This is a genomic window from Corallococcus sp. AB038B, from assembly GCF_003668955.1.
In the GTDB taxonomy this organism is placed as follows: Bacteria; Myxococcota; Myxococcia; order Myxococcales; family Myxococcaceae; genus Corallococcus; species Corallococcus exiguus.
The window spans coordinates 366,890-392,240 of record NZ_RAWO01000005.1; the positions used below are offsets into that span (position 1 = coordinate 366,890).

At 70.8% G+C, this 25,351-nt stretch carries 22 protein-coding genes; 11 read left to right on the plus strand and 11 right to left on the minus strand.

Annotated features, from left to right (window positions below; translation table 11 throughout):
* Window positions 1–6: 6 nt before the first annotated feature.
* The 3 genes from D7Y04_RS22915 to D7Y04_RS22925 are packed head-to-tail and all read left to right on the plus strand — an operon-like array spanning window position 7 to window position 5,593.
* Complete coding sequence (locus D7Y04_RS22915) at window positions 7–1,527, plus strand: S16 family serine protease (protein ID WP_121760705.1); 1,521 nt, start codon at window positions 7–9, stop codon at window positions 1,525–1,527.
* The gene (locus D7Y04_RS22920) at window positions 1,476–3,809 is read left to right on the plus strand and encodes a DnaJ domain-containing protein (RefSeq protein WP_233601538.1); all 2,334 of its coding nucleotides are present in this window, start codon (window positions 1,476–1,478) and stop codon (window positions 3,807–3,809) included. Before D7Y04_RS22915 ends, D7Y04_RS22920 begins: the two co-directional genes overlap by 52 nt.
* Window positions 3,806–5,593: a lipopolysaccharide assembly protein LapB gene (locus D7Y04_RS22925; protein WP_147477180.1), complete on the plus strand. Its 1,788-nt coding sequence runs from the start codon at window positions 3,806–3,808 to the stop codon at window positions 5,591–5,593. Before D7Y04_RS22920 ends, D7Y04_RS22925 begins: the two co-directional genes overlap by 4 nt.
* Window positions 5,594–6,055: 462 nt before the next feature.
* On the opposite strand, the gene D7Y04_RS22935 is transcribed toward D7Y04_RS22925, so the two are convergent.
* Both D7Y04_RS22935 and D7Y04_RS22940 read right to left on the minus strand, forming a co-directional pair.
* Window positions 6,056–6,706 carry a ribonuclease HI family protein gene (locus D7Y04_RS22935; RefSeq protein WP_121760709.1) on the minus strand — a complete coding sequence of 217 codons (651 nt, stop codon included), beginning with the start codon at window positions 6,704–6,706 and terminating at the stop codon, window positions 6,056–6,058.
* A gap of 30 nt (window positions 6,707–6,736) precedes the next feature.
* Window positions 6,737–7,471: a zinc ribbon domain-containing protein gene (locus tag D7Y04_RS22940; protein WP_120598481.1), complete on the minus strand. Its 735-nt coding sequence runs from the start codon at window positions 7,469–7,471 to the stop codon at window positions 6,737–6,739.
* A 298-nt stretch (window positions 7,472–7,769) separates the two neighbouring features.
* Here D7Y04_RS22940 and D7Y04_RS22945 point away from each other — a divergent pair, with 298 nt between their 5' ends.
* Together D7Y04_RS22945 and D7Y04_RS44095 are read left to right on the plus strand one after the other, a co-directional pair.
* The gene (locus D7Y04_RS22945; RefSeq protein WP_233601539.1) at window positions 7,770–8,435 is read left to right on the plus strand and encodes a carboxypeptidase regulatory-like domain-containing protein; all 666 of its coding nucleotides are present in this window, start codon (window positions 7,770–7,772) and stop codon (window positions 8,433–8,435) included.
* 161 nt (window positions 8,436–8,596) lie between these two features.
* Window positions 8,597–8,782: a hypothetical protein gene (locus tag D7Y04_RS44095; protein ID WP_121780343.1), complete on the plus strand. Its 186-nt coding sequence runs from the start codon at window positions 8,597–8,599 to the stop codon at window positions 8,780–8,782.
* 177 nt (window positions 8,783–8,959) lie between these two features.
* On the opposite strand, the gene D7Y04_RS22950 is transcribed toward D7Y04_RS44095, so the two are convergent.
* Window positions 8,960–9,253 carry a TIGR02300 family protein gene (locus D7Y04_RS22950; protein ID WP_120600328.1) on the minus strand — a complete coding sequence of 98 codons (294 nt, stop codon included), beginning with the start codon at window positions 9,251–9,253 and terminating at the stop codon, window positions 8,960–8,962.
* A gap of 141 nt (window positions 9,254–9,394) precedes the next feature.
* Between D7Y04_RS22950 and D7Y04_RS22955 the strand changes: the two genes are divergently transcribed.
* On the plus strand, window positions 9,395–10,687 hold the full coding sequence (locus D7Y04_RS22955) for a GYF domain-containing protein (RefSeq protein ID WP_199749718.1): 1,293 nt from the start codon (window positions 9,395–9,397) through the stop codon (window positions 10,685–10,687).
* A gap of 105 nt (window positions 10,688–10,792) precedes the next feature.
* Here D7Y04_RS22955 and D7Y04_RS22960 read toward each other — a convergent pair whose 3' ends face one another.
* The 3 genes from D7Y04_RS22960 to D7Y04_RS22970 are packed head-to-tail and all read right to left on the minus strand — an operon-like array spanning window position 10,793 to window position 13,655.
* Window positions 10,793–11,053, minus strand: a complete 261-nt coding sequence (locus D7Y04_RS22960) for a DUF3006 domain-containing protein (protein WP_121760711.1) — start codon at window positions 11,051–11,053, stop codon at window positions 10,793–10,795.
* Window positions 11,050–12,417: a ComEC/Rec2 family competence protein gene (locus D7Y04_RS22965; protein WP_121760712.1), complete on the minus strand. Its 1,368-nt coding sequence runs from the start codon at window positions 12,415–12,417 to the stop codon at window positions 11,050–11,052. The genes D7Y04_RS22960 and D7Y04_RS22965 overlap by 4 nt, the downstream gene beginning before the upstream one ends.
* Window positions 12,414–13,655 (minus strand): ComEC/Rec2 family competence protein, encoded by a 1,242-nt coding sequence (locus tag D7Y04_RS22970; RefSeq protein ID WP_121760713.1) that lies wholly within the window; start codon window positions 13,653–13,655, stop codon window positions 12,414–12,416. Before D7Y04_RS22970 ends, D7Y04_RS22965 begins: the two co-directional genes overlap by 4 nt.
* A gap of 113 nt (window positions 13,656–13,768) precedes the next feature.
* Between D7Y04_RS22970 and deoC the strand changes: the two genes are divergently transcribed.
* From deoC to D7Y04_RS22990, 4 genes are all read left to right on the plus strand, one after another.
* Complete coding sequence (gene deoC, locus D7Y04_RS22975) at window positions 13,769–14,629, plus strand: deoxyribose-phosphate aldolase (protein WP_120598336.1); 861 nt, start codon at window positions 13,769–13,771, stop codon at window positions 14,627–14,629.
* Window positions 14,630–14,648: 19 nt separating this feature from the next.
* Window positions 14,649–15,044 (plus strand): TraR/DksA family transcriptional regulator, encoded by a 396-nt coding sequence (locus D7Y04_RS22980; RefSeq protein WP_120598337.1) that lies wholly within the window; start codon window positions 14,649–14,651, stop codon window positions 15,042–15,044.
* A 31-nt stretch (window positions 15,045–15,075) separates the two neighbouring features.
* Window positions 15,076–16,803, plus strand: coding sequence for a phospho-sugar mutase (locus tag D7Y04_RS22985; protein WP_120598338.1), 1,728 nt, complete (start codon window positions 15,076–15,078; stop codon window positions 16,801–16,803).
* 81 nt (window positions 16,804–16,884) lie between these two features.
* Window positions 16,885–17,523, plus strand: a complete 639-nt coding sequence (locus D7Y04_RS22990; RefSeq protein WP_169848860.1) for a hypothetical protein — start codon at window positions 16,885–16,887, stop codon at window positions 17,521–17,523.
* Window positions 17,524–17,577: 54 nt separating this feature from the next.
* Here the strand turns inward: D7Y04_RS22990 and D7Y04_RS22995 are convergent, their stop codons facing one another.
* The 5 genes from D7Y04_RS22995 to D7Y04_RS23015 all read right to left on the minus strand — a co-directional run bounded on the left by D7Y04_RS22995 (window position 17,578) and on the right by D7Y04_RS23015 (window position 23,954).
* Window positions 17,578–18,756, minus strand: coding sequence for a sensor histidine kinase (locus D7Y04_RS22995; RefSeq protein ID WP_120598340.1), 1,179 nt, complete (start codon window positions 18,754–18,756; stop codon window positions 17,578–17,580).
* Between the two features lie 352 nt (window positions 18,757–19,108).
* Entirely contained in the window at window positions 19,109–20,038 is a 930-nt protein-coding gene (locus D7Y04_RS23000; protein ID WP_120598341.1) for an ABC transporter permease, read from the minus strand.
* Window positions 20,031–21,164: an ABC transporter permease gene (locus D7Y04_RS23005; RefSeq protein WP_121760715.1), complete on the minus strand. Its 1,134-nt coding sequence runs from the start codon at window positions 21,162–21,164 to the stop codon at window positions 20,031–20,033. Before D7Y04_RS23005 ends, D7Y04_RS23000 begins: the two co-directional genes overlap by 8 nt.
* The gene (locus D7Y04_RS23010; protein WP_121760716.1) at window positions 21,157–22,722 is read right to left on the minus strand and encodes an ABC transporter ATP-binding protein; all 1,566 of its coding nucleotides are present in this window, start codon (window positions 22,720–22,722) and stop codon (window positions 21,157–21,159) included. The genes D7Y04_RS23005 and D7Y04_RS23010 overlap by 8 nt, the downstream gene beginning before the upstream one ends.
* 38 nt (window positions 22,723–22,760) lie before the next feature.
* Complete coding sequence (locus D7Y04_RS23015; RefSeq protein ID WP_121760783.1) at window positions 22,761–23,954, minus strand: BMP family protein; 1,194 nt, start codon at window positions 23,952–23,954, stop codon at window positions 22,761–22,763.
* 91 nt (window positions 23,955–24,045) lie between these two features.
* Here D7Y04_RS23015 and D7Y04_RS23020 point away from each other — a divergent pair, with 91 nt between their 5' ends.
* Complete coding sequence (locus D7Y04_RS23020) at window positions 24,046–25,350, plus strand: thymidine phosphorylase (protein ID WP_120598344.1); 1,305 nt, start codon at window positions 24,046–24,048, stop codon at window positions 25,348–25,350.
* The last annotated feature ends 1 nt before the right edge of the window (window position 25,351 follow it).

A 25,351-nucleotide genomic window follows, 5' to 3' on the forward strand; every position in this document is an offset into this window, starting at 1 on the left:
AAGCGAATGCTGCTGACCGAGCTCAAACGTGCGGTGGTGCTGCGCCCGTCCGAACCCTCTGCTCGGTTGGCATTGGCCGAAGCGCTCTTCCAGGAGCGCGACTTTCGCGGTGCCGCGGAGCACGCGCGCAAGGCCTTGGACCTGGGCGGAGGTGGGCCCGCGCGTCGTCTCCTGTGCGGCGCATGGGCGCGCGACGGCAAGCGGACAGAAGCGCTGAAGATGTTGCAGACGTCCGTTCGCGAAACGCCCCGCGATGCGTCCCTGCGCGCGGAGTTGATCACGTTCCTGGAGGACGAGCGGCCGGACGACGCGCTCGTGCATGCGTTCGAAGCCACCGAAGCCGCGCCCGGTGAACTGGAGGCCTGGCGCGCCGTCATCCGTCTGTGCGAGCGCACGAACCGGCCTTCCGAAGCCATGCCCGCGCTCAAGCGGGCCCGTCTCCTTGCCCCGGAGGATCCACGCCTCGCGGAGTCGGTGCTCGGGGCTCGCGCGGCGCTCGGACTTCCGGCGACGACCGCCATGCTGGACGCGCCTCCCCTGGAGCAGGCGACCCAGGCCCTCAAGCTGCCCACGGCACGTGCCGCGCTCGCCGAGGCGAAGCTCGACGCAGCCGTCGAAGCGCTCTCCCGGGGCTCGTTCGCGGAGGTGAAGCGGCAGCTCGTCATCGCACCCGCGGCGACCCGGACCGGCGCCGCCGCGGCCCTGCTTCGCGCGGAGTTGCTGTGGCTGGAGGGACGTCCCGCCGCCCAGGTCGAAGAGGCCCGTCGCGCCGTGCTCGACATGGCGGGGGCACCAGGAGCCGCGGCGCTGCGTCTGGGAGACCTTCGGCTCGAAGCCGGAGCGCTGGACGAGGCGGGCGAGCTCTATGCCCGCTCGGCCGCGAACGGAGAGTCCCTGGCGGCGGCGGGCCGTGAGGCCGAGATCGCTGAACGTCGCCGTCTGCTGGCGCGTGACCTGCCCGCGGTCGGGCGTGTGGGTGTGCTCGGCTGGCATCCGGGGGGCGGGCATGTCTCGCCGCTGGAGGCGATCGCGGTGCCCGGGCGCGGCGTGCTGCGGTGCAGTGGCCATGTGGGGCCCGAAGGCCAGGAGGCCGCGGACGTGGCCTTCAGCGTGGTGCGTGCCCGCGCTCCCGCGCTGAGCCTGGGAACGCTCACGACCCGTTACGACCTGCACCTGCACTACACCGACACGGAGGTCGGCAAGGACGGCCTGTCGTCCGGGCTCGCGCTCTCGCTGGCGGGCCTCTCCGCGTACACGCAGCGCCCGTTGCCCGCGCGGCTGGCCGTGACGGGCGAGTTGACGCTGAACGGTGAAGTGCGGCGGGTGGGCGGCGTGCACGAGAAGTTGGTGGCCGCGTACCTCGAAGGCATGCGCGTGGTGCTGCACCCGCGCCGCAACCTGGACGACGTGGCGGCGCTGCCGCCCGAAGTGTCGGGACGCCTGCGATTGATCGCGGTGGACAGCTTGGATGAGGCGTGGCGGCTCGTGAACGCGACCGTGAACACGCCAGGACTGGAGCGACGGTGAACAACGAGGCCCGCCAGAACCCCTACGAGGTGCTGGGCGTCGAGAAGGACGCGGACGCCCGCGCCATCAAGAAGGCGTACTTCGAGCGCGTCCGGCAGAACCCGCCGGAGACGCATCCGGAGGAGTTCCGCCGTCTGCGCGAAGCGTACGAGCTGCTCTCCGACCCCGAGGCACGCCAGGCCTTCGACGCCAGCGCCGCGCAGCAGGCGAATGGCCCGGAGGCGGAGAAGAACGCCGCACTCCAGGAAGCCATCAACCTGTTCGAGGCAGGTGACAAGGTCGGTGGCCGGAGGCTCCTCACCGAACTGCTCAACGAACAGCCGGACTTCCACGACGCGCGGATCCTGCTGGGCCGTCACTTCCTCTACGAGGGCGACGCCAAGGAGGCGCTGGCGGAGTTCGACGCCCTGCTCGCGCGGGCACCGGACTATTGGCAGGGGCACCTGCAACGGGGCTGGGCGTTGCTCCGGCTGGAGCAGATGAAGGAAGCCGCGGATGCCTTCTGGCGCGCGGGCAAGCACGGCCCGTCGGAGGTGGGCCCGCGCGTGGCGCTGGCGGACTGCCTGGAGGCGATGGGGCAGGTCGCGGACGCGCTCAAGGTGCTGGAGCAGGCGCAGTCGCTGCCCGGCATCTCGCGGATGGATGTGCTCGCCCTCAAGGTGCGGCGCATCGCGACGATGCTGGAGTTCGGCCAGGACGCCAACGCCGCGAAGGAGTTGGATCAGCTCGACGCCGAGCTGCCGGAGGACGCCGACGCCGAGCTGCGCCGATGGACTGGAGGCCAGCTCTCCTCGGCCGCCGCGCATCTCTTCGCCCAGCAGAAGTCCAAGGGCGCGAACCAGTTGCTCGCGTTCGGCCGGCGCTTCAACCCGGAGAGCGCCACCGAGGTCGCGTATCCGACGAGCGTCACCGTGGAGGTGGACGCACTCCCTGCCGTCACCCGTGAATGGCTGCACTCGGAGGCCGAGCGGATCGGCGGCTGGCGCGTCCTGACGACCTGGGTGATGCCGGCCATCTTCACGCTGCTGTGCGCCACGGCCTTGTGCTTCCTGTTGGCCTTCCTCTTCCTGGGAACCAACGAGCGCGGTGTCTGGGATTGGGTGGGGTGGGCGGTCCTCGCGGCGCTCGGTTCCGGCGCCATGTATTTCCAGGCCCGCTACCTCCTGCGGGTGATGGCCAGCCCCTACGGGCGCTTCAACACCATCCATCCCCTGCACCTGATTCAAGTGGCCATCGACCGCATCACCGTGTGGCCGCTCGTGCACCTGCAGGACCTGCAACTGGTGAATCACCAGACCAACGGCGTCTACCAGCACACCAACATCCAACTGCGCTTCAGTGACAAGCGCATGGTCCTGACCGTGCGGGGCAAGGACAAGGCGGAGTCACTGGCCCAGGAGCTCATCGCCCGTCGCCGCCGTGTGCTGGAGTTGCTCGGCCGGGGAATGCTGGACGCGGAGAGCGGCGTGGAGCACCTGCCTCCGGCGTTGCTGTCGAGCGCGGACAAGCAAGGCCACGTGCGAGCACCGAACACACCCTCTCCCTGGCCCGGTGTGTTCGCCGCCGCGGGGATTGGCGTGTTGCTGGTGGGCGGTGCCGTGTGGCCGCAGAACCGGTTGTCCGCGGAGCACGCCTGGATGCGCATCGCATCGAGTGCGGACCTGAGCGCCATGCTTGAGTACCTGCGCGAGCAGCCCGACCCCCGTTTCGTCCCCCAGCTTCAGGCCCGTGTGGACGAGGAGCTGGGCAAGGCCCGGGCACGGCTGGAGGCCCGGTTGGATCCAGGCAGCGCCGCCGCGCCGTCTCGCGCGCTCTTCACGGCGTTGCTGGACGCCGTCTCTCGCAATCACAGCCGCCGCGTCACCGTGACGTGGGAGGCGCCCGCCGGGACGCGGACGCCGGAGCGGGATGACCCTTCGGATCTGCTCGTGCACGCATGGCAACGGACGGTGGATGAAGCGCTGGGGCAGGGCGTCCTCGTCGTGGATGGAGGGCGAGGGCTGCCAGGGGACGGACCGCCGGTGCTCACCCTGCGTGTGCGGGAGGCGTCGAAGCCCGGCCCGGGAGGCGCATCCTCGCAGCGGGTCTGGTCGGTGACCCAGGAAGGGCTCGGGGCGGATGTGCCGGCTCCTCCGCTGGAGCTCGTGGCCGACGCGGCGGATCCGCGTGCCTTGGAGGTCCTCTTCCACGCGTGGGTGGACCGTTGGCAGCTGCCCGGCGCGGGCGACCGCCGCCCGTTGTTGCTTACTTCTTCGACGCTCGCCCAGGAGGCCCGGCCGTGAGTGCTCCTTCGACTTCTCCCCGCCAGGGCATGCTGCTGCTCGGCGGAATCGGTGTCTGTGCGCTCGCCATCGTGGGCGCGGTCCGGTCGCTCAACACGCATGAGCAGGTGCTCTTCGTCAACGCGTTGGGCACCTCGGTCACGGTCACCGCGGGCAGCGAGCAGTTCACGCTCTCGGCGAATGATCATCGGGTGCGCCCGATGCCCGTCGGGCCGTTGGACGTGGACGTGCGCAGCGGGGAGGCCACGCTGGCCCACGAGACGGTGTTCGTGACCGACGAGGGCGGACTCTTCGTCTACAACCTGCTGGGCGCGGCTCCGCTCTACATGGCGACGGTCCGCTACTCGCGGGATGACGCTCCTGGCACCACCGCGCCTGAGTCCGCGCCACTGGTCCTCGCGGGCACGCCCTTCCTGAGGGCGGGACACATCGACTACATGCTCACCGAACCTCCCAAGCGCCTCTCGATGCGCAAGGAGGATGGCCGCTCCACCACGCGGATGCATCTGGGCCAGGTGCCGGGAGGCTGGGCCACGAGCTACGGCTGGCTGATGACGAACAACCACACGGCCAAGGCCGCGCGTCTGGCGGAAGAGCTCGCGCGGGCGCTGCCGGAGACACCGGGCGCGCAGAACGCCGCCCTTGTCGCGAGGATGGTGCTCTCGCGTGAGGAAGGGCTCCTCGCGTCGCTCGCCGCCACGCGGGAGCGGCGTGACGCGCAGCCGGACGACTCGGACGCCCAGCGGGCGTGGATGTACAACATGCGTCGCGCCGGGCGGACTGACGAGGTTCGCGCGTACTACCAGGCCGAGGTGGAACGCCATCCCGACTCCCTGGTCATGGCCGTGATGCTCGCGCGTGTCGAGGCCGAGCCCGCGGGGACCGCGCGGCTGGAGGCGCTGGTGCGCAGTCATCCCGGGGAGCTGCTTCCCCGCCGGGCGCTGGCGGTGCGGTATGCACGTCAGCAGCGCTGGTCGGATGCGCTCCCGCTGTTGGATGCAATCGAGCAGGGGGACCCGGACTATTCGCGCTACCAGGATATGCATGCCGAAGTGCTGGTGGCCCTGGGCCGCCGCGCGGAGGCGGCGCGCAGGCTGTCGGAGCGCCTGCTCAAGGCCGGCGCGGAGGAGGAGTTCCCGGACCTGGATGACGTGCTGCTCTACGCGAAGTTGGTCGGACACGCGTCACAGGACGGCAAGGAGAACGCAGCGATGCGGCAACTCATCGCGTGGGCCCAGAAGGACCAGCCGGAGGGACGGGTGACCCGGTGGCTGTCGGCCTCGCTGGGACAACCTCCGGATGCCGAGGCGCCGAGCAGCGCGCAGGATGATTCGGTCGAGACCGCGGCGCGGCTGATGCTGGCGCTCGCCGAGGAGCCTGAGTTCGCCGCGCGGGCTTCCACGCAAGTCGACTTCTTCGTCTTCCGCCATATCGGCCCCGAGGCGGGCATGTTGCTGGCGGCGGAGTTCGAAAGGCTCGGGGACGCCGCGCTCGCGGCGAGGACACTCGACATCTCCGGCGTGGACCTGGGCTACGGCGAGCTGCAGGACGTGCTGCGCGGCAAGCTGCCCGTGGAGTCGCTGACGGCGACGCTGGACTGGGGAGAGAGAGCCGCGCTCCGTTTGGTCCTCGCGCGCCAGCTGGATGCTCGGGGCCAGGACTCCAAGGCGGCGTATGCACGGGTGAAGAAGGAAGTGCTGCTGCCCGGCGCGGTCAGCATCGCGCTCGAGCACTGGACCCGCCCCAAGCCGTCCGGCGCCGTGGCGGGTGACACGCTGCCCTGATGCAGGCTCGTCGGTGCGACAGTCGTTGAAGGCCAGCCCGGCTATTCACTTCCAGCCGGAGCTGGCGCTCCTCCTGCCTGAAGGAGCAAGCCACTGACGCTCAGCATGAGCAGGCCTGCCCCGAGGAGGACGAGGCCGACCATGTGGACCATGTGACGCTTGAACTTGACCATTTCGTAATGGTCGAGCTTCCACTCGGACTCGCTCATCCCGTGGCAGGTCGAACGGACGCAGCTTTGCGCCGAGGCCGTTGGCTCGCATGCCACGACATCCGCCGCGAGCGTGGGCCCCGGCCTGATCCACATCCCAATCGAAAGATAGAGCCCGGGGAGGAGCGCCACCGCTCCAAGCACCAGGAGCACGAAGCCCACTCCGAGTCTCAGGTTCTTCACGCTGCCCCCGTTCGTCCGGCTGGGGAGCGATCATGCCCGGAATCAGACAACGGCGGCACGGACCCTGGGGCTACATCCGCTCGTCAATCGCGCGGTTGCTCATCTCGTCCGCCTCCGCGTTCTGCGCGCGGGGGACGTGGGCGAGCCTTACCTTGCCGAAAGTCGCCAGCAGCTTCTGCGCCTCCTGGAACAAGGGCTTCAGCGTGGGGCTCTTCACCTGGTATTTCCCACCCAGCTGACGGATGAGCAGCTCGCTGTCCGCGAACACCTCCACCTCGCGGGCGCCCAGGCTCTTCGCGTGCTGCAGGCCGATGAGCAGGCCCATGTACTCGGCGTAGTTGTTCGTCTGGTGCCCCAGGAACTTGCCCAGGCGCGCCACCACCGCGCCCTCGGCGTTCGTCAGCACCGCTCCCGCGCCGGCAGGGCCCGGGTTGCCTCGCGCCGCTCCGTCCGAATAGACGCGCACGCGGTTCAGCGCTCCACCCGCGGCGGGCGTCACGATTTCGATGCCTGACGTGGTGGACTCAGGCGCCGTCCGCGGGGCGGGCTCTGAAGCAGGCGCCCCGGCGTCGCGCGGACCGCCGCCCAGCTGGTCGGCGGCTTCGTCCAACAGCTGGCCCAGGTGTTCACGGGTGAGCCCGCGAAAGGCGCGCACCGTCGCCGTCAACGGCTCCTCACGGGCGATGTGACGGAGGACGTCGACGAGCGAAGGGGTCGGCATGGGGAAGGGGACCGAAGTGATGCGCCGCCGCTACTTCTCGGCGGTGTCCTTCGGCTCCTGCAGCGCTTCCACGGCGAAGATGATGCGGTTGCACGAGGGGCACACGTCGGTGCCCAGCGAGGTGCGCAGCATGTTGTACATCTGCGGGGGCAGGTTCATGTTGCAGCCCTGGCAGGTGCCGGCCACCACGCCCACCATCGCGGGCAGCTTCTTCTTGCGGATGACCTCGTAGCGGCGGAGCAGGTTGGCATCCACGTTCGCGGCGACTTCCGCGCGGCGCCCCTCCAGCCCCTTCACCTGGGACTCGGACTCGCCCAGCTTCCCGCGCAGGTCCGTCATCCGGCCCGACAGGCCCTGCTGCTTGGTGGCGTATTCCGCCTCCTTGCCCTTGATGCCCTCGCGAGCGCCTCCCAGCTCCTTCACCTTCTCCGTCAGTGCCTCGGACTGGGTGAGGATGCCCTTCTTCGCGATGTCGATTTCGCGAGCGAGCGCCGAGTACTCACGCGTGGAGCGCTGGTCGGACAGGCGCGCTTCCCACTTCTTCACCTTGTCCTTCTCGTCCGTGATGTTCTGCTCGAGCAAGGCCTTCTGCTTCTCGAGGTCGGCGACGCGTGTCCGCTCGGCCTCGATGCCATTGCGCGCGACCCCCAGCTCCCGCTCCAGCTCGGAAATCTGGCGGGGATGCACGTCCGCCGCCTTTCGGAGCGAGGCGACCTCGAGGTCAACCTTCTGCAGCTCCGCCAAGGCCTTCAGTTTCTCCCGCAAGTTGCTGCCTCCCACACGGCCGCACCGACGCGCGGCTCGGCTCTTGTACCAACAAGGGTGCTGGGGTTCCAACGCGTAATTGGGGAAGCCTCCATCCCCGTGTTCGCCGCCTGCCCCTTGAGCGTTTGAATCCGCTTCACGCACCCGTTAGACCGGGCGCGTGTCCAGCCTCCGCCTCCGCCCCCTCCTGACCCCCGCGCTCCTCCTCGCCGCCACGGCCTGCCGTGAATCGCCGCCCCCGCCGGCTCCCCCGGCCACGCCCCCTCCCGCCGCAGCGGCGCCGCGCCCCACAGGACCGGTGAAGTGGGGCGAAATCGAGGGGCGGGTGGTGCTGACCGGGACGCCTCCCCAGGCCCCCAGTGCGCCGACCACCTCCACCGTCGCCAGCGTGTGTGGCGACCAGGCGGAGGACCGCTCGCTCGTGGTGGGAGGCGAGGGCGCCCTGGCATACGCCGTGGTGTCGCTCCAGGACGGCGCCGCGCTCGCCGAACCGGAGACGCCCGCGCCGCAGCCCGTGCTGGACCAGAAGCAGTGCCACTACGAACCGCCCGCGCTCGCGGCGAAGGCCGGCGGCGAGCTGCTGCTGCGCAACTCCGACCCGCTGGTGCACAACGTGCGCGCCCAGTCCGGGACGAACCGTTCTGTCTTCAACGTGGCCATGCCCCTGGAGGGCATGACCCTGCGCCGCCCCCTGCCCTCCGAACCGGGCACCGTCCAGGTGCGCTGCGACGTGCACCCCTGGATGCGCGCGGTGGTCCGCACCTTCAACCACCCGTACTTCACCACCACCACTCCGGACGGACGCTTCCGGATGCGCGTCCCGGAAGGGGCCCACACGCTCGTCTTCTGGCACGACCGGCTGCCCGAAGCGTCGCGGACCGTCACCGTCCGCGCGGGGGAGACCGTCCAGGTCGATCAGAGCTGGGGCGTGGAAGCACTGCGTCAGGCCGGCTCGGGGAAATAGGGCGCCCCTGACACGGTTGTCGCGTCCGGCCCCGAGGCAACGAAATCGTGGGCCGGGGGTTCCGTATAAGTGCCGGGAAGCACGCCCCTTGTTCAGACTTCTGTCTTGGTGGCAAAATTGCTTTCTCGGAAGCCAACACTTCCGCCTGAGGGGGAGTCGCGATGCATCAGACCAGGAAGCAATCCACGGTAGCCGTGGAGGTGGAACGCCTGCCCATGGGGGCGCGCCGCAAGGACGCCCGGCCGGTGGGCATGCAGGAGATGGGGCCCAACCTCTACGAGAAGATCGAGAGCGCGCTCACCGAGCTGTCGCTGGCGTCCTCTCATGAGCGCCTGAGCGGCAGCTGAAGCGCCTGAGCGGCACCTGAGAAATGACACCCCGGAGCGGTGTGGGCCCCTGGGGAGGGACCCCCGTCTCCGGCCAGGCCGTTTCCGGGTCGGTGGCGGCCTCAGGGCCAGGAAACGGCAACGGGGCCCGCCCGAACAGCTCGGGGGACCCCTGATGATGCAGGCGTGAGGGCGACCTTACAGGTCGTCGTCGTCAGCGGCCTCGGTGGTGGACTCGGACTCCTCGTCCTCGCTGAAGGAGTCGAGGTTCTCCTCGTCCTCCTCGGCCGCGGGCGTCTCCTCGGGCTCGGGCTCGATGACCTTCGGAGCTGCCGCCAGACGGCCGCGCCGGCCCTCGGTGGGCTTGGCGACCACGTTTTCCCGCTGATCCGCCCCGCACTTGGGGCAGATGGGGTCCGGCTTCTTCATGTCGTAGAACTTCGTCCCGCACTTGAAGCACGAGTGCTTGGTCCCGAGATCCTTCGCCGGCATGCGCCACCCTCGTAGAAGCCTGGAGTGAAACCGAGGGCGGCTGAATAGATGGGCCGAAGAACAGAGTCAACCGTGTGTTTGCGCGGGAGATTTCTGGCGGTAGCATCCCTGCCGGTTTCCCCCGAGAGCCGGACGCCCCCTTTGAACTTCACCTGCGACAATTGCCAGAAGCGGTACTCCATTGCGGACGAGAAGGTCCGCGGCAAGACGGTCAAGGTCCGCTGCAAGAACTGCCAGAACGTCGTCACCGTGGAAGGGCCCGCCGAGGAGGAGAGCACCCGCGTGGTGTCGCTCGCCGACGTGGAGCGCATCCGGGCCCAGGAGCGTTCGCTGGCGGGAGGTGGCGCCGCCGCCGCCGCGCCAGCCCCCGCTCCGGCACCGGTGTCCGCCGCGGCAGTTCCTGCGCCCCTGGCCAAACCTCCTGCGTCGGCCCCCCAGACGCCCTGGGACGATGAGCCCACGCGCACCGCGCCTCCCCGCCAGACGGCCGGGGCACCGTGGTTCGTGATGGTGCGCAACAAGCAGGAGGGCCCGCTGGACGAGTCGGCCGTGGCCGAGTGGATGGCCGCGGGCACCATCAGTGCGCGCAGCTTCTTCTGGCGCCAGGGCATGCCGGACTGGAAGCGCGGTTCGGACATCCCGGAGCTGGCCGCGCTGCTCGCGCCCGCCGCCGCGCCGGAGCCGCCGCCTCCGCCCCCGGAGCCGCCGCCCGCGGTCGCCGCGCCGCGCGCCCCGCCCGCTCGCCGCGAGCCGGAGCCCCAGCAGCCCTTCTACGCGGAGAGCGAGCCCGGCCCGTCCGAGGACGACAACAACGGCGACTTCGATCGCGACGGCGACGAGGACGAAGGCACGCTCTACGGCGACAAGCGCGCGGCGCCCGCCCCGGTGCCCACGCCCGCCCCGCGCCGCGCGGTGGCTCAGCCCGTGGAGGACGCTCCCGCCGCGAGCGGTGCGCCCCTCAACGAGTTGTTCTCCGACCTGGACCTGCCCGGCAACCGGGGCGACGGCTCGGACGAGGAGGACCTCGGCCAGGACGAGACGCGCGAAGACCCTCGCAACGACGAGGAGGAGGAAGAGGACGCGCGCCAGGTGCAGGACTCGAAGGCAGCGCGCAAGCGTCCGGTGGTTCCTGCCCGCCGTGGCAGCCCGCTGAAGGTGGTGGCGCTGGTGCTGGTGCTGCTCATCGTCCTGCCGGCGGTGGCGCTGTTCGGCCTGTCCGCGGCGGGCATGCTGCCTCCCGCCCTCGCGGACATGGTCAACAAGGTGACCGGCAAGGCGCCTCCGCCCGCTCCGGCTCCGCGTCAGGCCGCTCCCGCTCCGGGCGCCGCCGAACCCGTGGCGCCTCCTCCGGCCGCGGCCGAACCCTCGGCGCCTTCGCAGGGCGCCCCGTCGGAGGGTGAGGCCACGGCTCCGGCGGAAGGTTCCACGCCGTAGTCCACGTGTGGGGTGGGCCTGCTTCCGCGTGACGCGGTGGGCAGGCCCTCCCGCCACGTCCTGCTCCGGCCGGGTACTCCGGCACGTCGAGCAGGACGCGCTGGTTCAGAGGTCGAAGTCGCCCGCGGGCGGCTTCTTGCCTCGCATCGCCTGCTCCCTCGCGGCGCGGACGTCGGCGCGCAGGGCCTCGGTGGCTTCAACGTCCACCGTCCCTGTCTCCAGGTCCACGACGTCTCCTTCGCGCACGCCGGGGGGCAGGGTGTCCAGCGCGCGGGTCACCTGCTGGCCGTCCACCACCAGCACGGCGACGTCGTCCTCGATGCGATCCACCGTGGCCCGGGACCGGGGCTTCGTCTTCTTCGTCACGGGTGACAGTCTCCGGCGGGCTTGCGGCCCGAATTCACGGCCGCATCTCGTGTGCTCCACGAGAGCATGTTCTCCGGATAGATGCGCTTCACGGCCGGGCAGCTGGCCTTGTGGAAGATCGGCCTGTTTTTGCTCGCCCGGTAGCCGCCCATGGCGTTGCTGGTAGACGAGCGCTCCGCCTTCTCCGGCGTTTCCGTCCGCGTGCCCTTGCGCGCGATGGGCAGGTCATCCACGTCCGTCACGTTGCTGACGCGGGTCTTGCTGTCACGCGGGGTCTCGGCGACACGCGCGGGCTCCGTCCGGATGGCGGGCGGTTCGGTGGGCGCGGGCTTCACCACGGGCGCGGGCTTCGCCGTCCGCACCAGCGCCGGGCGCGGATCCAACCCCGGGAAGACGCGCCGCGTGCCGCCGGGCTCGCTCGGTGTCGGACGCTGGAGCGACAGCTCGAACTGCTTGCCGTCGCTCACCGCGTGCACCTCTCCGTTCACGTCCGTGCGGAAGGCCCGCGCATCCACGCCGCGCAGCCGCGCGAGGAGCTCCTTCACCTTCGGGTTCTTCCCCTGGCTGTCATCCCCGCTGATCACCGCCGCCTGGGGCCGCACCTCCTCCAGGTACGCCTGCGAGTTCGCCCCCTCCACGCCGGGCGAGGCGACCTTCAGCAGCGTGGCGGAGGACAAGAGCCCGCGCTCCAGCAGCCGGGCCTCCGTCTCTCCGCGCGCGCCGCCCGCGAAGACGACCGACGTGTCGGCGTACGTCAGGCGCAGCATGATGGAGTTCGCCGCGTTGCGGCCCTCCGCGTCCGGGGCCTCCTTCAAGAGCGGCTCCGCGGGCGCCCGGGGCCAGAGCACCGTGAGGTTCACCCCGTCCTCCAGCGTCAGCCGGACCAGCTCCTTGGGCGCGGATGACGGCGGCGCGGGCGACAGAATCTGCACTCCTCGCGAGCCCACCGCCGTCAGCAGCGAGTCGTAGGCCTTCGACGTGTCCGGCAGCTGCGGTTCCATCAGCCGCCGCGCGCCCACGCGCTTGAGCACCGCCTCCAGCGCGCCGTGGTGCTTCGGGTCCGGCTGGGTGAGGACCACCAGGTCCAGCTCGCGGCGCAGCAGCTCCGGCAGCCGGTTCACCAGGTGCGACTCGGCGGACGCGGGGCCGGAGTCCACCAGCACCGTGTTGCCTCGCGGTGTGACGATGAGCGCGGCATCCCCCGCGCCCACGTCGAAGAAGTACACGTGGAGCTTCCCGTCCGGCGCGCCGCCGAAGTAGCGCGACTTCTCCGGGGGCTTCTGCGCGGGTGGCGCGGACGGCTGCTGCTGACAGGCCAGGGAGGCGAACAGCAGCCCCACTCCCAGCGCGATGCGGGCCTTCATGGATGACAATCCTCGGCGGGGCGGCGCTCACGCAGGGCGTCGGCGCGGCTGGTGTAGACGGTGCGCTCGTTCTTCGAGCGCTTCAGGGTCTTGCAGTTCTCGCTGTGGAACACCTTGCTGCCCTTGAGCGACACGTAGCGCTCGCCCGTGGCTTCGGACGTGCCCGTGGGCGCAGTGGGCTCCACCGGCTTCCGCGTCCGGGACGTGCCGGGCTCCGGTTCCTTCGCCGTGGAGCGGCTGGAGCGGCCGAGGGGCGTGGGTTCGATGGGGCCGAGCGCCACCGGGCTCCCCGCCTGCTGCATGCCGGACAGGCTGGTGGCCCCGGCGGCGCCCTTCGTCGAGCGCAGCGTCACGGTCGTGCCGTCGCTCACCGCCATCACCTCGCCGTCCTGGTCGGTGCGGAAGGCGCGGGCGCGCACGTCGCCCAGACGGCCCAGGACCTCCGGGCTCGGGTGGCCGTAGTCATTGCCCACGCCGCAGGAGATGACCGCCGCCTGCGGCTTCACGCGCTCCAGGAAGGCCGCGGTGGAGGAGTGCTTGCCGCCGTGGTGCGCCACCTTCAGCACGGTGGCGGTGAGGTCCACGGGCTTCTGCAGCAGCACCTCCTCCGTGGGCGGCTCCGAGTCTCCCGTGAAGAGGAACGCCGTCTTCCCATAGGTGAGCTTGGTGACGATGGAGTTCGCGTTCGGGTCCGAGCGCGTGCTCGTGAGGAACGGCTCCTGGGGCACGCGCGGCCAGAGCACGGTGAGCGCCACGCCTTCCCCCAGGCCCACGGTGAGCAGCGTCTGGGGCGCGTTGGGGTTGGGCTCCGGGCTCATCACCTGGCCCACCTCGCGGCCCACGAAGTCCAGCAGGTCTCGGTACGCCTCGCTCGGGTGGTCGAAGCCGGGGTCCATGAAGCGCTTCGCCCCCACCGCCTTCACCGCCGCGCGCAGCCCTCCCAGGTGGTCCAGGTGCGGGTGGGTGAGGATGACCAGGTCCAGCGGGCCCTTCACCAGCTCGCGCAGCCGCGCCGCCAGCCGCGTGCCGGCCTCCGGAGGTCCTCCGTCGATGAGCACCGTCTTGCCCGTGGGCGACACGATGAGCGCCGCGTCCCCCTGGCCCACGTCGAGGAAGTAGACCGAGAGCCGGCCCGGGGCAGGGGAGGGCAGGGCCGCGGAGGCCGGAGCCGCCGCGTGGCCCGGCACCGCCGCGAGGAAGAGGACAAGGAGTGCGAGCAGCCGCGAGAAGACCTTCACGGGATGGAACTCTACAGCCCCGCTCCCCTTCGCGGCACCTCGTGCGTTGACCGGGCACTCCCACCTCCCGCGAGTGCTTCCCCGAGGGCCGGGAGTGGGCTAAGGGGCGCGGCATGCCGTCCGACGCCGAAGCCTTCTTCACCGTCCTGGAAGAGCTGGTCGACCAGGCCCGTCATCGTCTGCACGCCTGGAAGGTCCAGCAGGAGGCAGTGCCGCCCGCACCCGCCGCCATCCTGAACCCGGAGCCCCCGCGCCCGCCCGGCGTGAAGACCGCCACCGCGCGCGTGGACCCGGCCACCCTCGTGAAGGCCTCGGACCTGGCCCCGTACATCGACCACACGCTGCTCAAGCCGGAAGCGCGCGCCGAGGACGTGGTGCGCGTGGCCGAGGAGGCCCGCCAGTACGGTTTCGCCACCGTGTGCGTGAACAGCTGCCACGTGGCCACCGCCGCGCGCGTGCTGGCCGGTTCGAACTCCGTGCCCATCGCCGTGGTGGGCTTCCCCCTGGGGGCCGCGCTGTCGTCCGCGAAGGCCTTCGAGGCGCGCGAGGCCATCCGCGCGGGCGCGCGTGAAATCGACATGGTGATCAACCTGGGCGCGCTCAAGGCGCACGACTACCAGCGCGTGCACCAGGACATCGCCGCGGTGGTGGAGGCCAGCCACCCCCTCCCCGTGAAGGTCATCCTGGAGACGGGCCACCTCACGGACGAGGAGAAGGTCGTCGCGTGCGCGCTGTCCAAGGCCGCGGGCGCCGCGTTCGTGAAGACGTCCACCGGCTTCGGGCCCGGCGGCGCCACGGTGAAGGACATCGAGCTGATGCGCGCGGTGGTGGGCGACGACGTGGGCGTGAAGGCCTCCGGCGGCGTGCGCTCCGCGGAGGACGCCGTGAAGCTCATCCGCGCGGGCGCCAACCGCCTGGGTGCTTCCGCGTCCGTGGCCATCGTCACCGGGCAGATCTCCACCGCGCAGTACTGACCTTGCCGGAGCACGCACCGTGACCCCGAAGCAGCGAGAGGACTTCCTGCAGCAGTTGCTCGCGCTCCACGCGGAGCTGACCGGGAAGACGCCCATGCGCATCGAGCCCAACCGCACCGACGAGGCGCGCGTGGGCGGCGACGAGGACGAGCAGCCCCTCAACGAGATGATGCAGGCCATCGCCTCCAGCCGGAACCGCAACACCGACGGCACGCTGGCGCGCGTGGTGAAGGCCCTGGGCAAGCTGCGCGAGGACCCGGACTCCTTCGGCGAGTGCGAGGAGTGCGGCGACGAGATTCCCATGGGCCGGCTGAAGGCCATGCCCTACGCGGAGTTCTGCGTCGTGTGTCAGAACAACAAGGATGGCCCCAAGGGGCCGGTGCGCCGTAAGCACCTCACCGATTACAAGGGCTGAACGCCCCTCTTCAACCACGAGGCAACGCGCGATGGACACGACCGGACTCAGGGAGCGGGCGGAGGCCTGGCGCAAGGCGGATCCGGATCCGGAGACCCAGGCGGAGCTGGCCAATGTGCTCGCGAAGTCGGACTGGGCGGACCTGGCGGACCGCTTCGCGCAGGACCTGGAGTTCGGCACCGCCGGCCTGCGTGGCGTGCTGGGCGCCGGCCCCAACCGGATGAACCGCGCCGTCGTGCGCCGCACCACCGCGGGCCTGGCGCGCTACCTCAAGGCCACCGTGCCGGACGTCACCACGCGCGGCGTGGTGGTGGGCCGTGACGCTCGCCGCTTGAGCAAGGAGCTGGCGGAGGACACCGCCGCCGTGTTCATCGCGGAGGGCATCCCCGCGCACGTCTTCCCGGAGCCGGTGCCCACGCCCGTCACCGCGTTCGCCGTGCTGCACCTCAACGCCGCCGCCGCGGTGATGGTGACCGCCAGCCACAACCCGCCCGAGTACAACGGCTACAAGGTCTACTGGGGCAACGGCGCGCAAATCGTCCCGCCGCAGGACGTGGGCATCGCGGACGCCATCGCGAAGGTGGAGCCCGCCAATGAAGTCCCCCTGCTCACGCCCGCCGAAGGGCGCGCGAAGGGGCTGTGGCGCGACCTGCCGGAGGACGTGGGCCACGCGTACCTGCGCGCCATCCTGGACCTGCGCCTGTACCGCAAGGGCAGCGACACGCTGTCCATCGTCTACACCGCCATGCACGGCGTGGGCGGCGCGTGGGCGGCGCTCGCGCTCAAGGAGGCGGGCTTCCCGCGCGTGACGCCGGTGGCCGAGCAGCAGCAGCCCGACGGCCGCTTCCCCACCGTGCGCTTCCCGAACCCCGAAGAGCCGGGCGCCATGGACCTGTCCATCGCCACCGCGGAGCGCGTGAAGGCGGATGTGGTGCTGGCCAACGACCCGGACGCGGACCGGCTGGCGGTGATGGCGCGGGACGCCTCCGGAAAGCTGCGCCTGCTCACCGGCAACGAGGTGGGCGTGCTGCTGGGCCACTACGTCCTCACGCAGGGGACGAAGCGCGCGCGCCCGCACGTCGTCACCACCATCGTGTCCTCCACGCAGTTGGGCGAAATCGCGCGCGGGCTGGACGCCGCGTACGACGAGGTCCTCACCGGCTTCAAGTGGATCGCCAACCGCGCCCTGGAGCGCACGGCGAAGGAAGGCACGCAGTTCGTCTTCGGCTACGAGGAGGCGCTCGGCTACACCGTGGGCACCGCCACGCGCGACAAGGACGGCGTGGGCGCGGCCCTGGTGGTCGCGGACATGGCCGCGTGGTGCCAGGCGCGCGGCACCACCGTCCTGGGCTACCTGGAAGAGATTCAGCGCCGCTTCGGCCTGCACGTGGGCGCCCAGCGCAACGTGACGCTCCCGGGCGCCGCCGGTGCGCAGACCATCCGCGCCATCATGCAGGCCTTCCGCGCGTCGCCGCCCGCGAACATCGGCGGTACCCCGGTGAGCAGCGTGCGCGACTACGAGAAGGGCGAGGGCGGCCTGCCTCCGTCCAACGTCGTCGCCTTCGTGCTGGAGGGCGGCGGCCGCGTCACCCTGCGCCCCTCCGGCACCGAGCCGAAGATCAAATACTACTTCGAGCACAAGGAGACGCCCGCCCCCGGCGAGCCGCTCCCCCAGGCCCGCCAGCGCGCGGAAGCGAAGCTGGCCGCCCTCATCGACGCCTTCCTGGCGCTGGCGCGTGATCGAGGCCAGCCGGCCTGAGTCCTGAGTCCTGAGTCACCCTTCAACTCAACCCACAGGGTCGTGGCTCCCGTGCCGCGGCCCTTCGCTGAAAGGAACCTCGTGAAGCGCTTGATTCCTGGTTTCCTCCTGGCCGTGCTCCTGGCCATCCCCGGCACCGCGATGGCTCGCGGTCAGGGCTGGTCCCTGCTGGCGGCGGAGACCGTCGGCTCCGGCCGCAACGTGTTCAGCGCGCAGATTGGCTACCCGGGCCTGTCGCTGGGCCTGCTGCACGGCGGCTCGGACACCGTCGATATCGGCGGCAAGTTCAGCTTCAACTGGGGCCGTGAGGGCCTGGTGGACGCGTCCGACGCGGGCCTCAAGCTCCAGGGCTGGCTGCGCGTGATGATCGCCCGGACGGACAAGGTGGCCTTCGGCATCACCTTCCAGCCGGGGCCGTTCGTCTACTTCCCCCGAGGGAACACGATGTTCGGCATGGCGCTGCCGGTGGCGTTCGTGGTGGGCATCCCGGTGGGTAGCGCGCTGATGATCAACGCCGGCATCGACGTGCCGTTCAACGTCTACTTCGGCGAGGGCATCGGGCCGGTCATCCCCATCCTCTTCGGAGGCGGCCTGGAGTACTACGTGAACAACAACCTCAACGTGAACTTCAACCTGCGGCTGGGGCCCTCCATCGTCCCGCGCTTCGACGACAGCTACTTCACGATGGAAGCGCTGGCGGGCGTGGCCTACCGCTTCTAGCCGGCGTCACGCGGGCGGGGATGCGTTCCCCGCCCGTGTGGTGGCTTCAAGCGGCTACCAGGACGACGTCTGCTCGGGCAGCTCCACCGTGAAGGTGCTGCCCAGGTTGACGCGGCTCTTCACGGTCAGCTTGCCGCCCATGCTCTCCACCAGGGTGCGCGCCACCGTGAGGCCCAGGCCCACGCTCTTCTCCGGGGCCTTGGTCGTGTAGTACGGCGAGAAGATGGCCTGCATCTCGTCCTCGAAGATGCCGATGCCGGTGTCCTTCACGAAGAGCTGGGGGCCGAACTCGCCGAACATGTCCGGCAGCTCCACGCCCACCTGCACCACGCGCGGACGGTCCTTCACGTCCTCCACGGCGTCCACCGCGTTGCAGACCAGCTCCGTCACCACCTGCTCCACCTGACGGCGGTTGAACACGACGGCGATGGGGTCCTCCGGGAGCACCGCGCGCACGTCCGCGCGGCCCAGGCGCCCGGCGGCGCGCAGGCGCGACACCACCTCCGGCACCACCTCCCGCAGGTCGAAGCGCTGGATGTCCTTGGGGGCCGTGGGGCCCAGGGACAGCAGGTGCTGACCGTGCAGGCGCATCTGCTCACCCGCCACGCCCAGCTTGAGCAGCTCCTCCGAGTCCGGCGGCAGCCCCTGGGCGGCGCGGGCGCGCACATGCTCCAGCGCCCGCTGCAGGCCCACGCCCAGCTGGTCCATCTGCGTGGCCAGGTCCGCGGCCAGCGTGCCCACGCGAGCCAGGCGCTCCATCCGCACCCAGCGCGTGCGCGGGTCCTGGAGCACTTCCTGGACGCCGCCCTGCTCGCGGTGCGCCTTGAGCTCCAGCAGCGTGTGGACGCGCACCTTCAGCTCCAGCGGGTCCAGCGGTTCGGTGGTCAGCAAGTCGTCCACACCTGCCTCCATCACCTCGCGGCGCGTCTGGCGGTCCGCGGAAGGCGTGAGCATGAGGATGGGGAACTGCGGCGCGGAGAGTTCCTCGCGAAGGCGCCGGTACGCGGCCAGGCCCACCGTGCGGGCCCGCTCCACGTCCAGCAGCACCAGGTCCGCGGGGTGGCGCGACACCGCCTCCAGCGCGGCCGTCGTCCCGCGCGCGGGCAGCACGTCGTAGCCCGCGGGCGTCAGGATGGAGCGCACCCGCTCGATTCCGCCGGATTCCACGTCGACCGCGATGACCCGCGGGCGCTGGGGTGACGTCGAGCCTGTTCCCGTCGTCTGCATGTTCATGCCACCCCAGCCTGGAAACCGGATCGGCCAACGCCCGCAGGCGCTGCCCTGAACCCGGGGGACCGCGTCCCGGAAACGCTCAGGCCTGGATCCTGCGCCTGCTCGCTGTCCGCTACGCAATCCGACATGGTCGCACTCCATGCCAGCGGCATGCCGAACGTCCACCCAACGGCAGATCAGCCCACACTGGAAAGACGGAAAAGCGTGATCCAATAAGGTCAGGGGGTTGGCGGCCCGCTGAAGAATGACCTGACGCATCAGGGCAGGTGAGCGCTTCAGATTTGGCAGGTCGAACCTGACCAAAAGTGAATCCCGACCCGGGTCGTGAATTACCCGTTCCCTCTCAAAATGGTCAGCGGGATTCCTGCTCGAACGGGGTGCCCAGCGCGGCGGGGGCGTGGCCCCGCTGGCCCTGGAGCGCGAGGACGAGGAGGGTCAACAGGTAGGGCAGGGCGAGCAGGAAGCCCTGGGGAACCAGGTCGAGGAGCCAGGGAGCGCTCGAGGCCAGTCCGATTCTCAACGCGTTACCGGCGGCGAAGAAGAGCGCGGCGGCGAAGGCGCCCACCGGCGTCCAGCGGCCGAAGACCATGGCGGCCAGGGCCATGAAGCCCAGGCCGGAGGGTGTGTGCTGTTCAAAGCGGTCCAGGACGGTGGTGGACAGCACCGCGCCGCCAAGGCCCGCCATCATCCCGCCGCCCAGGACCGCGCCCCAGCGCAGGGCGGGCACGGACAGGCCCAGCGTGGCCACCGCGTGCGGCTTGTCGCCCACGGCGCGCAGGCGCAGGCCCAGCGGCGTGCGCGACAGGAGCAGGTGGAAGAGGAAGGGCAGGGTGAGCGCCAGGTACGTGGGCGCCGCGTGGCCGGACAGCGCGCCCAGGAGCGGGACCTGGGACAGGCCCGGGATGTTCCAGCGCGACAGCTGGGTGATGGAGGGCGTGCCGTTGGGGCCGAAGAACGACTCCAGCAGGTAGGTGCCTCCAGCCATGGCCACCAGGTTGAGGGCCATGCCGGAGACGACCTGATCCGACCGCCAGCGGATGCTGAGGAAGCCATGCACCGAGGCGATGCCCGCGCCCGCGGCCATGCCCACCCCCACCGCGAGCGGCGTGGGCATCACGAGCGCCGCCACGGCCGCGCAGAAGGCGCCGGTGCGCATCATGCCCTCCACGCCCACGCTCACCACGCCGGCGCGCTCGGAGAGCATGGCGCCCAGCGCGGCGAACACCAGGGCGGGGGCCGCGTCCAGGGTGGAGAAGAGGAGCGAGTGGAGCACCTCAAACACGGGGCACCTCCACTCCGGCCTGGGCCGGGCCCTGGGCCTGCGCGCGCTTCTGGCGCCGCGCCAGCAGGGCGAGCCACACCATGCGGCCCGCGACGAAGAGCAGCGCGAAGCCCTGGATGAGCTCCGGGAAGCTCTTGTGCACGCCGAGCAACTGCATGCGCGTGCCGCCCGCGCGCAGCACGCCGAAGACGACCGCGGACAGCGCCGCGCCCAGCGGGTGGTTGTTGCCGATGAGCGCGATGGCGATGCCGTCGAAGCCGTACGGGGCGCCCAGCGAGCCCGGGTAGCGGCCCTCCGTGCCGAGCACCAGCACCGCGCCCGCCAGGCCCGCCAGCGCGCCCGCGAGCGCCATGGCCCCGCCCGCGCGCCACAGCGTGGGGATACCGGCGGCGCGGGCCGCTTCCGGGGTGAGCCCCACGGCGCGCGTCTCGTAGCCGGAGCGCGAGCGGGTCAGCCACACCCAGACACCGAACGCAGCGGCGAGCGCCAGCGGGAAGCCCAGGTTGAGTCGCGAGCTTTCACCCAGCAGCCGGGGCAGCTGCGCGGAGGGGAGGATTTCAGCGGTGCCCGTGATGGACGACGCGCCCTCCGCCACGGCGCGCAGCGGGCCGATGACGAGCCAGTTGTCCACCAGGCTCACCGCCACCCAGTTGAGCATGATGGTGGAGATGACCTCGTGCACGCCGCGCTTGAGCTTCAGCACGCCGGCGATGCTCGCCCACGCCGCGCCCGCCAGCGCCGCCGCGATGAGGGCCAGCGGGACGTGGAGCAGGCCCGGCAGCGACACATGCGCACCCACGAGCGCCGCGGCCAGCGCGCCCCAGATCATCTGTCCCTGCGCGCCGATGTTGAACAGGCCCACCTTGAAGGCCACCGCCACGGACAGGCCGGTGAGGGTGAGCAGCGCGGCCTTCATCGCGGCCTCGCCCAGGGGGCGCAGCACGGTGGTGGCACTGCCGCCGTCCAGGAACGCGGGCCAGTTGCCCACGCCGCCCCAGAGCATCTGGAGATAGGCGCGCGTGGCGGTGTCCACGTCGCGCGTGATGGCGATGAGGAACCAGCACACCGCGAGCGCCAGCAGCACGGAGAGCACCGACGGCAGCACCTGCCGCGTCCGCTCACCCATGGCTTCCCTCCGCGCCCAGCATGCGGCGGCCCAGCTCGCGCTCGTCCAGGTCCTTGCGCGGGAAGTGCCCCGTCACGCGGCCCTCGTAGAGGACGTACACGCGGTCGGACAGGGCCAGCACCTCCTCCAGGTCCAGCGACACCATCACCACTCCCGCACCCCGCGCCTTCGCGTCACGAAGGCGTTCATGCACCTGCGCCACCGCGCCGATGTCCAGACCGCGCGTGGGCTGCACGACGACGAGCAGCTTCGGATCCGCGTCCAGCTCGCGCGCCACCACGACCTTCTGCTGGTTGCCGCCGGACAGCGCCTGCAGCGCCACCACCGGGTCATTCGGGCGGACGTCGTAGGCGGTCAGCAGCTGGTTCGTGCGCTCGCGGCGGCCCTTGAAGTCCACCCACGGCCCGCGCGCGAACGGCGGCTGGCGGTGCCGGCCCAGGGCCACGTTCTCCTCCACCGTCATCGCCTTCACCACCGCGCGGGCCAGTCGGTCCTCGGGGACGTGGCCCACGCCGCGCTCCTTCGCCATCGCCGGAGTCAGCCCCTCCAGCGGACCGCCGAGCAGTGTGCCTTCGCCGCCGTCCAGCTTGCGCAGGCCCGTGAGCACCTCCGCCAGCTCGCGCTGCCCGTTGCCGTCCACCCCGGCGATGCCGACGATTTCGCCCGCGCGCACGGTGAGGCTCACGCCCTGGAGCGCCGGACGGCCGTTGTCACCCGTGGCTCGCAGGTCCTTCGCTTCGAGCATGACCGGGCCCGTCGAAGTCGCGGGCGCGCCCGGTTCAGCAGGCGCGAGAGGCCCTGCCACCGTCGCGCCGGTAGTGCCGGTGCCCGAAAGACCGCTGGTCGCGACCGCCGCCGTGGGCACGCCGGTCATGGCGGCACCCTTTGAACCTTCACCCACCATCAGCGAGGCCAGCGCGGAGACGGTGGTCTCGCTGGCGCGCACCTCCGCCACGGTGCGGCCCCGGCGCATCACCGCCACGCGGTCCGCCACGCCCAGCACTTCCTTCAGCTTGTGGCTGATCAGCACCACCGTGCGGCCCTGTGCCACCAGCCCGCGCATCACCTGCGACAGCTCGTCGGACTCCTGCGGCGTGAGCACGGCGGTGGGCTCGTCCAGGATGAGCACCTGCGCTCCCCGGTGCAGCGCCTTGACGATTTCGACCTTCTGCTGCGAGCCCACCGTGAGCGTGTCCACGCGGGCCCGCGGATCCAACTGGAAGCCGAAGCGCTTCGCGGTGGCCGCCACCTCGTCACAGGCGCGGTCCAGGTCCAGCAGGCCGCGCTTCGTGGGCTCGCGGCCCAGCACCACGTTCTCCGCCACCGTCAGCGTGGGCACGAGCATGAAGTGCTGGTGCACCATGCCAATGCCCTTCGCGATGGCGTCGCGCGGGCTCTTGAAGCGCACCGGCTTGCCGTCCATCAGGAACGTGCCCGCGTCCGGGTGGTAGAGCCCGTACAGCACGTTCATCAGGCTGGACTTGCCCGCGCCGTTCTCGCCCACCACGGCGAGCAATTCCCCCGGGACGATGTCCAGCGACGCGTCCTCCAGGGACACGCACGACCCGAAGCGCTTCGCGATGTGCTGGAGGGAGATCAGGGCTGCGCGACCTGGAAGGAGGACAGCTCCGCCTGCGTGCCCGGCACGACAATCTTCCCGGCGAGGATTTGCTGCCGCAGCGCCTCCACCTTCTGGAGCGCCTCCGCCTTGCCCGGGAACTCCACGCGCACGTCCGCCATGCCCACGCCGTTCTCCTTGAGGCCCAGCACCTGCTCACCCGCAGTCAGCTTGCCCTCCACCAGCTCCTTCGCCGCCTGGTACACGGCCAGGTCGCTGTGCTTCACCATGGACGTGAGGATGGCGTCCGGCGCCAGGTGGGACTGATCCGAGTCCACGCCGATGGCGAACACCGTCTTGCCCGCCGCGCGCGCCTCCTTCACCGCCTGGATGACGCCCAGGCCGTCCGTGCCCGCCGCGTGGAAGATGACGTCCGCGCCCTTGGCGATGAGGTCCTGCGCCACTTCCTTGCCCGCGGACACGCTGTTGAAGCTGCCCGTGTACACGGCCATCAGCGCGTCCGCCGCCTTCGCGTTCGTGGTGCGCACGCCCGCGCGGTAGCCCACGTCGAAGCGCTTGATGAGGGGCACTTCGATGCCTCCCACGAAGCCCACCTTGTTCGTCTTCGTGACGAGCCCCGCCAGCGCGCCCACCAGGAAGCTGCCCTCCTGCTCCTTGAACAGCACCGTGCGCACGTTCGGCAGCGACTTCGGCTTGCCCTGCGCGTCCATCAGCTGGCTGTCGATGAGCAGGAACTTCGCGTCGGGGTTCTCCGTGGCCACGTCGCGCACCGCGTTGGCCAGCAGGTAGCCGTTGCCGATGGTCAGCTTCGCGCCCTGTTCCACGAGCAGTTGGAGGTTGGGGGCGTAGTCCTCCTGCGCCTTGCTCTGGAGCACCAGCGGCTGCACGGGCAGCGGCTTCACTTCCGGTGCGAGCGCCGCGAGGTCGGAGGAGATGGACTGACGCACTTCGCCAGCGGGCGCGTCCACGTACTTGCCGCCCTCGTACTTCTTGCCGGCGGCCCACAGCTCCAGGCCGCGCAGGGACGCGTCGTTGAACGAGTGATCACCCCGGCCGCCCACGTCGATGACGAGCCCTACGACGACGGGCTTTCCCTCGGGGGGCTTCGTGGCGGTGGAAGTCTGGGAGGGGGCCTTGGGGGCGTCCTCGGACTTCTTGGAACAGGCGCACAGGAGCGCGGCCAGGGCGAGCACGTGGAGTCGGCGGAGCATCATGGGGCCCGCTATCTACCAGATGCCGCCGGGGCTTTCCCTTCCCGCGAGGGGTGCATGGGGAGGGGACTTCCTGCTATGGCCTTGCCCCGTGCAACCCTACGAGCTCATCAAGGCCAAGCGCGACGGCGGCAAGCTGGACCCGTCCGACATCCAGGCGTTCATCCAGGCGTACACCGCCGGCACCGTGGCCGACTACCAGATGGCCGCGATGTGCATGGCCATCTTCTTCAAGGGGCTGGACTCCCGGGAGCTGGGGGCGTGGGCCCGCGCCATGCTCCACTCCGGTGAGGTGCTGGACCTCTCCGACACGCCGGCCATCAAGGTGGACAAGCACTCCACCGGAGGCGTGGGCGACAAGGTGTCCCTGAGCCTGGCGCCCCTGGCGGCGGCCTGCGGCGTGCCCGTGCCCATGATTTCCGGACGCGGCCTGGGCCACACCGGCGGCACCCTGGACAAGCTGGAGTCCATCCCCGGCTTCAACGTGAACCTGTCCACCGCGGACTACCGCCGGCTGGTGCGCGAGGTGGGGTGCTGCCTCATCGGCCAGACGGCCCAGGTGGCCCCCGCGGACAAGAAGCTCTACGCGCTGCGCGACGTGACGGCGACGGTGGACTGCATCCCGCTCATCGCGTCGTCCATCATGAGCAAGAAGCTGGCGGAGGGCATCGACGCGCTGGTGCTCGACGTGAAGGTGGGCAGCGGCGCCTTCATGAAGACGGTGGACGACGCGCGCGTGCTGGCCCGCACCATGATTGGCCTGGGCGCGGAGATGAACCGCAAGGTCGTGGCCCTGCTCACGGACATGGATCAGCCCCTCGGCCGCCAGGTGGGCAACGCCCTGGAGGTCCGCGAGGCCGTGGACATGCTCCGCGGCGAAGCGCCCGACGACTACACCGAAATCACCTACGCCCTGACGGCGGAGATGCTGGTGCTGGGCAAGAAGGCCGCCACGGTGGAAGAGGCGCGCGGGATGCTGCGCCGCTCCGTGGAGGACGGCAGCGCCATCAAGAAGCTCAAGGAAATCGTCCAGTCGCAGGGCGGTGACCCTCGCTCCATCGACGACTACTCGCTGCTGCCCACGGCGAAGGCCACGACGGACGTGGTGGCGCCGCGCGACGGCTTCGTCACCGGCATCCACACGGAAGGCGTGGGGCTGGCGGCGGTGGCGCTGGGCGCGGGGCGGCAGCGGGTGGACAGCAAGATCGACCCGGCCGTGGGCTTCACGTTGCTCAAGAAGGTGGGCGACACGGTGAAGCAGGGCGAGCCCCTGGTGCAGGTGCACTACAACGACGCCGGTCCGGTGGAGGGCGTGAAGGCGCGGCTGCTCGCGGCCTACCAGTTCGGCGACCGGGCGCCCGCGGCCCGCCCGCTGGTGCTGGAGCGGCTGGAGTAGT